The sequence below is a fragment of the Embleya sp. NPDC059213 genome (assembly GCF_042754445.1).
Lineage (GTDB): Bacteria > Actinomycetota > Actinomycetes > Streptomycetales > Streptomycetaceae > Embleya.
This window is the reverse complement of the sequence record NZ_JBHZAV010000038.1, coordinates 58956-67101: the sequence shown is the minus strand read 5'-3', so window position 1 is coordinate 67101 and position 8146 is coordinate 58956. Positions and strand designations below refer to the sequence as shown.

General features: G+C 70.7%; 5 protein-coding genes. 2 read left to right on the top strand and 3 right to left on the bottom strand.

Going from position 1 to position 8146, the window contains the following annotated elements:
* Positions 1 to 755: 755 nt before the first annotated feature.
* Together ACFXMF_RS16880 and ACFXMF_RS16875 are read right to left on the bottom strand one after the other, a co-directional pair.
* A complete protein-coding gene (locus ACFXMF_RS16880; RefSeq protein ID WP_379990522.1) occupies positions 756 to 1985 on the bottom strand; it encodes a styrene monooxygenase/indole monooxygenase family protein in 1230 nt (409 codons plus the stop codon).
* A 249-nt stretch (positions 1986 to 2234) separates the two neighbouring features.
* A complete protein-coding gene (locus tag ACFXMF_RS16875) occupies positions 2235 to 3392 on the bottom strand; it encodes a hypothetical protein (RefSeq protein WP_360314712.1) in 1158 nt (385 codons plus the stop codon).
* A 184-nt stretch (positions 3393 to 3576) separates the two neighbouring features.
* Here ACFXMF_RS16875 and ACFXMF_RS16870 point away from each other — a divergent pair, with 184 nt between their 5' ends.
* Positions 3577 to 4776 (top strand): CaiB/BaiF CoA transferase family protein, encoded by a 1200-nt coding sequence (locus ACFXMF_RS16870; protein ID WP_379990521.1) that lies wholly within the window; start codon positions 3577 to 3579, stop codon positions 4774 to 4776.
* A gap of 230 nt (positions 4777 to 5006) precedes the next feature.
* Here the strand turns inward: ACFXMF_RS16870 and ACFXMF_RS16865 are convergent, their stop codons facing one another.
* The gene (locus ACFXMF_RS16865; protein ID WP_360314716.1) at positions 5007 to 5390 is read right to left on the bottom strand and encodes a hypothetical protein; all 384 of its coding nucleotides are present in this window, start codon (positions 5388 to 5390) and stop codon (positions 5007 to 5009) included.
* 220 nt (positions 5391 to 5610) lie between these two features.
* Between ACFXMF_RS16865 and ACFXMF_RS16860 the strand changes: the two genes are divergently transcribed.
* A complete protein-coding gene (locus ACFXMF_RS16860) occupies positions 5611 to 8124 on the top strand; it encodes a DUF3516 domain-containing protein (RefSeq protein WP_360314718.1) in 2514 nt (837 codons plus the stop codon).
* Positions 8125 to 8146 lie beyond the last annotated feature (22 nt).

The following is an 8146-nucleotide window of genomic DNA, read 5'->3' as shown; positions in this document are numbered from 1 at the left end:
GGTTCGCGATCGGGGCCGCTGTGCTCGCTGCGCTCGCGATCCGGGTCGTCCCGCCGGTTCGGTTCGCGATCGGGGCCGCCGTGCTCGCTGCGCTCGCGATCCGGGTCGTCCCGCCCGTTCCGCTCACGACCCGGGCCGCCGTGCTCGCTGCGCTCGCGACCCGGGCGGTCCCGCCGGTTCGGGCCGTCCCGCCCGTTCCGCTCACGATCGGGGTCGCCGTCCCGTTGCGCTCGCTACCCGGGCCATCCCGCCGGTTCTGCTCACGACCGAGGCCGCAGTGCTCGCTCGCGCTTGCGACCCGGACGGTCCCGCGCGACTGGGCCGCTGTGCTCGCTGCGCTCGCGACCCGGGTCGTCCCGCCGGTTCGGTTCGCGATCGGGGTCGCCGTGCCCGCTGCGCTCGCGATCCGGGCCGTCCCGCCCGTTCCGCTCACGACCCGGGCCGCCATGCTCGCTCCGCCCACGTCCCGGGCCGCCATGCTCGTCGCCCTGCCGCCCGCAGCCCCCAGCCCCGCGCGCTACACCCGCGACCCACCCCACCCCACCCGTCGCACCCACGACCCACGCTCCACCCCGAACGTGCTCGCTGCGCTCACGCCCCGCGCCCTCATACTTCGTCCGCCCACGACCCGCCTCGGCCCGCTCACGACCCGGGCCCTCCGCCTACGCCCCGCGACCGACGCCAACCGACCAAGCGCCCCCACTTCCATCTCGGCGCCCCCAACCCCCCCAATCTCCCCCAACCTCCCAACCCCCCTAAACCGCCCCCACCTTCGTCAAAAACGCCATTGTCTTCTCCGGGTCGTACATGAACTCCTCGAACTCCACCGGGTTGTCGAAAGCGCTCATCACCGCGTCGCACACGGCGGGGCACGTGTTGCCCGCGCCCATCAGCATCTGGACGTGCTCCGGGGGGACTCCGAGCAACGAGCTGGAGAACTTGACGCCGTGTCGGGCGCGGGACCAGAACGCGTCGAAGACCGACTGCATCCAGGCCGCGTCGAACGGGAGGTCGCCGCGCGCGACGATCTCGTTCAGGTACAGGTCGGCGGCTCGTGCGGCGTTGTTGGAACCCTGTCCGCTGATCGGGTCGTTGGTGACCAGGACGTCGCCGATGCCCAACGCGATACCGCCCATCGGCAGTTCGGCGATCGGCTTGCGCACGATCGGGGCGAAGCCGCCGCTGAGCACGCACATCGGGTCGGTGAGTTCGGCGCGGCTGATCCGGTCGTGGTCCCACGGCGCGAACTGCCGGACCAGGTCCCGCAGCACGGCCCAGTGGGTGTCGGGGTCGCGTACGTCGCGGAACACGTCCAGCGGGCCGCCCGGCACGGCTTCCAGCAGGATGATGTCGCACGGGCCGGACAGCGTCAGGCCCGGGAACATGATGATCTCGCCGATTCCGGGGATCGCGTTGACGTGCAGCGCGGCGTACCCGACCTCCGGGCGCGGCGTCGCGCCGTGGAAATAGGCCACCGACAACTGCCGCTGGGGCTTGGTGAATTCGGACTTCTCGTGATCGCGGTCGAACATCGACACCAGCTCGCCCTTGCCGGCGGCCACCACGACCAGGTCGTAGTTGCGGGTGTACCAGTCGATGTCGGAGACCGCGACCGGGTGCACCACCAGGTTGCCGCCGCGGGCCACGAACAGGTCCATCCACGCGGGCATCTTCATCCGCTGGTCGACCGACTGCGCGCCACCCAGATCGCCCAGCCAGTTCACCACCGGCGTGCCGTCCGGGCCGGGGATGGTGAACCCGGCCCGGTCGATCGGCGGCACGCGATCCGACCACAGGTCCAGGCCGTGCGGCTGCTCCAGCGCGATCGTCGACGGCATCATGATCTGCGTCGAGGTCACTCGCCCGGCGCGGATCTCGTCGGGAGTCCGCTCGGTCATCACGGTCACGTCGTAGCCGTGGGCCAGCAACCCCAGGCCGAGTTGGAGCCCGGATTGGCCGGCACCGACGATGAGGATCCTGCGCATGGCTGACGTCCCTTCCCCTGATCAAAGTCGACAGCATCGTATGGCTCGCGCTGCGTGTTCAGCGGAATACCGACCGAGAAAGAAACCGCACAGCCCGCGCGCGGCCGGCTCGTGCACAGCCGTCCCGCATACGGCCGTCCCGCGCACAGCCGTCCCGCACACGGCCCCGCGCAGCCCGCCACCGATCCGCCCGCCATCACGCAACGCGCCGCCACCCGACCCAACTCCGCTACATGAACCACGACTCCGCTACATGAACGACGACTCCGCCGTGAGCCCCAACCCCGGGTCCGCGCCCGTCACGATCGGCTGGCAGTTGCCCCAGCCGACCCCGCCGCCGACCGGGTCGGTCACCCGTACCACCGTGTCCCGGATCTGGTGCAGCCGGCGGGCCTGTTCGGGGGTCGAGCAGTCCGCGATCCGCTCGCCCTCCACGTGCAGGTCGCCGCGCCACTCGCCGTGGTGTCGGCCGTCCAGGCCGAAGTACAGGCCCGCGCCGAGGTGGAAGCCGGTCGCCGAGACCACCTCCAACTCCAGCGGCCGGGTCGAACCGTCCGCCATCGTCGCGTGCAACTTCCCGCCGAGCAGCCGCCGGTTGGCCGGGTCGTAGCTCAACTCCGGTACCAGGTCGGCCCATTCCTCCACGCGGCCGTCGGGGTGCTCGACCCCGCCCATCACCCGCTTCTGCGCGAAGCCGGGCCCATTGGTGATCTGGTAGTGCAGGAACAACGCGTACCGGCTGCCGTCCGCCCGCTCCATCAGGATGGGCGCCCAGATCATCCGGAACGACATCGAGGCGGGCATCCCGGCCGGCTCCAGGTCGGCCGCCGGCGCCCCCACGTCGTAGCGGGTGCCCCACGAGTGGTCGCGCGTCGACACCCACGTGTCGGGGGTGATCTCGGTGCGCTCGCCGTCCACTTCGACCCAGCCCGAGGCCACCCCGGTCTGGTGGTAGCGCACCAGGTCGGCGGTGGTGCGGTAGCCGCGCCGGTTGTGCGTACGGTCCTCGCAGACCGCCGGGACGGCCGCCTCGAAGGTCCAGTCGAAGGCGATCGGCTGGGCTTCGTTCGCCTCCAGGGCGAAGCGCACCACCCGGAGCGGCTCGATCACCTCGTAGCGGATCGGTCCCACCGTCGTGGTGTGCGGTTCGGGCGACAACCGGCGCGAGGCGCGGACCGTGAGCTGTTCGACGCCGCGCGAGATGCCCGCATAGCCGTCCATCACGTTGCGGTTCGTGTACTTGCCCAGCCCGAAGCCCAGTTGCAGGCTGCCGTCCCGGGCCGTGGCCATCGCGCAGACCTTCTCGGTCCACGACGGGTCGGTAGTGGCCACGGTCGCGAACGTCTCGGCGACCTGGTGGTGAAAGCCTTCGTCGGCCGCGGTGAGCGGCCCGATCGGGTTGGTCACGAATCCTCCGTGGATCGGTGTGGCGTCCCGAGCACCGGGACGCTGCCGGATTCTCCGCCGGACCCAGCCAACAGACCAGAGCCTTGACCTGTGACAGAGAACCTGTTTTCGTCATCCGGGTATCCGAGGCACCGGGTCCCGTCGAATCACGTCGCGCGAGCGACAGCGGAGGGGGAGCGCCACCATGGAACGTGTTCCGATCGACGGACCCCTGGCCGGCCTGCGCGTCGTGGACCTGTCCACGGCCGCGACCGGTCCGTACGCGGTGACCCTGCTCGCCGATCAGGGCGCCGACGTGATCAAGATCGAACGCCCGGGGATCGGCGACATCTCCCGCTGGATCGGCACCGCGACCGGTGGCATCAGCGCGCTCTACCAGATGTGCAACCGCGGCAAGCGCTGCGTCGCGGTGGACCTGCGCACCGACCGGGGCCGCGACCTGGTGCGCGAACTGATCGCGCGGGCCGACGTGGTGGTGCAGAACTGGCGGCCCGGCGTGGCCGAACGGCTCGGCCTGGGCTACCCCGACGTGCGGCGGGACGACCTCGTCTACTGCTCGATCTCCGGCTTCGGGGCGCACGGGCCGTACGCCGGCAAAGGCGCCTACGACACGGTGATCCAGGCGTACGGCGGGATCGCCGAGAACCAGAAGGACCCGCAGACCGACCGCCCGAGGTTCTCCAACCAGGCCCTCGCCGACAAGGTCACCGCGCTCACCGCCGCGCAGGCGATCACCGCGGCCCTGTACGCCCGCGAGCGCGGACGCGGCGGCCAACATCTGGAACTGTCCATGCTGGACGCGGTGATCTCCTTCATGTGGGTCGACTCGGCCGGCAACGACGTGCTGCGCGACGGCGACGGCAGCCAACCCGGCAGCTTCGTCGCGGACGTACGCCCGTACGCCTTCCTGGACGGCTGGGGCATCGCCACGCCCACCTCGGACGCGGACTTCGCCGGCATGTGTCGGGCGTTCGGCGTCGACGGGTACGACGACCCCCGGGTGGCCACGATCGCCGAGCGCCGGCGCAACCGCGAGGTCGGCCACGCGTTGGTGACCCGCTGCCACGAGGCCGCGACCAAGCTCACCGTCGCCGAGGGCATCGCCCGCCTGGAGGCGCAGAACGTGCCGTGCGGGGTCGTACTGGGCCCCGCCGATCTCGCCGGCGACCCGCACATCGCCGCCGTCGGCGTGCTGGAGGACGATGTGCACCCCACCGCCGGTCGGCTGCGGCAGCCCCGGCATCCGGCGCTGTTCGGCGGTACACCCGCGCGGTTGGGCACACCGGCCCCCACGCTCGGCGCCGACACGGACGCGATCCTCGCCGAACTGGGCCTCGACACGGACCGGGTGGCCGAACTACGGGCGGCCAAGATCGTCTGCTAGGCCCCGCGGGCGGCGGCCGTGGGGACTGCGGCCGCCTCGTCCGCAAACGCCGGACGGGCTGATTCGGGCTTGCCCGGGCCTGTCGGCCCGGTCGTCCTCGAACGCCGGGCGGGCCGAGTCGGTGTGGTCGGGCCGATCGGTGTGGTCGGGCTTGCCGGCCGCGGTGCCGTCGCGTTGCGTAGAGGCGTCCTCGAACGCCCGACCGGCCCGATCGCGCCGCTCCCGATTCCTCAGGCCCGAAAGACCGTCCACTGGTCTCGGGCGCTCCAGCCCGAGTCGTGGCCCTCGTGGTCCTGGACGCGCACGCTCCAGTAGTACGTCTCGCCCCTCTCGACGCGGAGGCCGAAGGGGCGCACGCCGATGTGCTCGGCGGACTGGACCACGCCGCTGTCCCACACGGCGGGGTCCACGCCACCGTCGGTCACCGCGTCGACCGCGCGGGGGTCGGTCGAGACGACCAGGCGGTAGTTGCGCTGCGTCTGGATCCGGCCGCCCAGCCGGACCGTCCAGCTCATGCCGTCGGGGTCCGCCTCCGGGTTGTGCGCGGGCGCGACCGCGGTCAACGTGCGCGGCGAAGTGGGCGCCGTACAACCGAGGAGAGCGCCGGTCGACATCAGACCCATGAGAAGCACGAGGCCCACTCGGCCCACTCGGCCCATCTGTCGTACCGGCCTCACACACACCCCTGTTTCCGGCGGCAGATGATCACGGCGACTCTACGGATGTGACACGCGTCACCGGAAGTGCTCCGCCGGCGGGGCGCGCGACGTGCGCGGGTGGGCGGTATCCGGGTTGCGTCCGGGCCCGGGCGCGCGAGCAGGCAGGATAGAGCCTGTGACTCTCATCGATCTGCTCCCCGCCGAGGCCGACCCCGACGCCCTGTACGAAGCCTTCGCGTCGTACGCCGAGGAGCGTGGCCTCACCCTGTATCCCGCGCAGGAAGAGGCGCTGATCGAGCTCGTCTCGGGCAACAACGTCATCCTCAACACGCCGACCGGCTCGGGGAAGAGCCTGGTCGCCGCCGGCGGGCACTTCGCCGCGATGGCGCGCAAGGAGCGCAGCTTCTACACCGCGCCGATCAAGGCGCTGGTCTCGGAGAAGTTCTTCGACCTCGTCGCCCAGTTCGGCACCGAGAACGTCGGCATGATGACCGGCGACGCCTCGGTCAACGCGACCGCGCCGATCATCTGCTGTACCGCCGAGGTGCTGGCCAACATCGCGCTGCGCGACGGCGCGGACGCGGATGTCGGCTTCGTGGTGATGGACGAGTTCCACTACTACGGCGACCCGGACCGGGGCTGGGCCTGGCAGATCCCGCTGATCGAGCTGCCCAGGGCGCAGTTCCTGCTGATGTCGGCCACGCTCGGCGACATGGACCGCTTCCAGGGCGACCTGAAGCGACGCACCGGCCGGACCACCGCGATCGTCAAGTCGGCCACGCGCCCGGTCCCGCTGTACTTCTCCTACCGGGTCACCCCGCTGCACGAGACCATCGAGGAACTGCTGACCACGCGTGAGGCGCCCGTCTACATCGTGCACTTCACCCAGGCGTCGGCGGTCGAGCGGGCCCAGTCGCTGATGAGCATCAACATGTGCACGCGGGCGGAGAAGGATCAGATCTCGTCGGTGATCGGCGGTTTCCGGTTCACCACCAAGTTCGGCCGGCAGCTCTCGCGCTGGGTGCGACACGGGATCGGCGTGCACCACGCGGGCATGCTGCCCAAGTACCGCCGGCTGGTCGAGCGGCTGGCCCAGGCCGGTCTGCTCAAGGTGATCTGCGGTACCGACACGCTCGGCGTCGGGGTCAACGTGCCGATCCGTACCGTGCTGTTCACCGCACTGTCCAAGTACGACGGCCAGCGGGTGCGCCGGCTGCGGGCGCGCGAGTTCCACCAGATCGCCGGGCGGGCCGGGCGGGCCGGATTCGACACGGTGGGCAATGTGGTCGCGCAGGCTCCCGAGTACGAGATCGAGAACATCAAGGCGCTGGCCAAGGCCGGGGACGACCCGAAGAAGCGCCGCAAGGTGGTCCGCAAGAAGGCCCCCGAGGGCTTCGTGGGCTGGAACGACGAGACCTACACCCGGCTTCAGGAGGCCGAGCCGGAGCCGTTGGCGTCGCGCTTCCGGGTCACCCACGCGATGCTGCTCGCGGTGATCAACAGGCCCGGCAACGCGTTCGAGGCGATGCGGCACCTGCTGGTCGACAACGACGAGCCGCGAGCCCAGCAGTTGCGGCACATCCGGCAGGCGATCGCGATCTATCGTTCGCTGCTGGACGGCGGCGTGGTGGAGAAGCTCGACGCTCCGGACGAGGAGGGTCGGATCGTTCGGCTCACCGTGGACCTCCAGGCCGACTTCGCGCTCAACCAGCCGCTGTCCACGTTCGCGCTGGCCGCCTTCGACCTGCTCGACCCGGAGGCGCCGACCTACGCGCTCGACGTGCTCTCGGTGGTCGAGGCCACCCTCGACGACCCGCGCCAGATCCTCGCCGCGCAGCTCAACAAGGCCAAGGGCGAGGCGGTCGGCCAAATGAAGGCGGACGGCATCGAGTACGAGGAGCGGATGGAGCGGCTCGCCGACATCCAATACCCGCGCCCGCTCGAAGAGTTGCTCGAACACGCCTACGCCATCTACATGCGCAGCCACCCGTGGGTCGGCGACCACCCGCTGTCGCCCAAGTCGATCGTGCGGGACATGTACGAGCGGGCGATGACCTTCGGCGACTACGTCGGCTGGTACGAACTCGCGCGCACCGAGGGCATCGTGCTGCGCTACCTGGCGAGCGCCTACAAGGCGCTCAACCAGACCGTGCCGGACGACGCGAAGAACGAGGACCTGCACGATCTGATCGCGTGGCTGGGCGAGTTGGTCCGACAGGTCGACTCCAGCCTGCTCGACGAGTGGGAGAAGCTGGCCAACCCGGATGCGACCCAGGAGGAACTCGACGACATCGAGGGCCGCACCACGCCGGTCACCGCGAACGAGCGGGCGTTTCGGGTCCTGGTCCGCAACGCGCTCTTTCGCCGGGTGGAACTCGCGGCCCTGCGGCGCTACTTCCAGCTCGGCGAATTGTCCGAGCAGGAGGGCGACGGCAACTGGGACGCGGAGCGCTGGCAGGACGCGTTGGAGGACTACTGGGACGAGCACGACTCGATCGGTACCGGTCCCGACGCGCGCGGCCCCAAGCTCATGCAGATCACCAAGGAGGACTCGGCGTGGCGGGTCCGTCAGGTCTTCGACGACCCGGCGCAGGACCACGACTGGGGGATCACCGCCGAGGTGGACCTGACCGAGTCGGACGAGACCGGGCGCGCGGTGCTGCGGGTGGTCGCGGTCGATCGCATGTGAACTCGTCCGGGTGTGCGGCGGT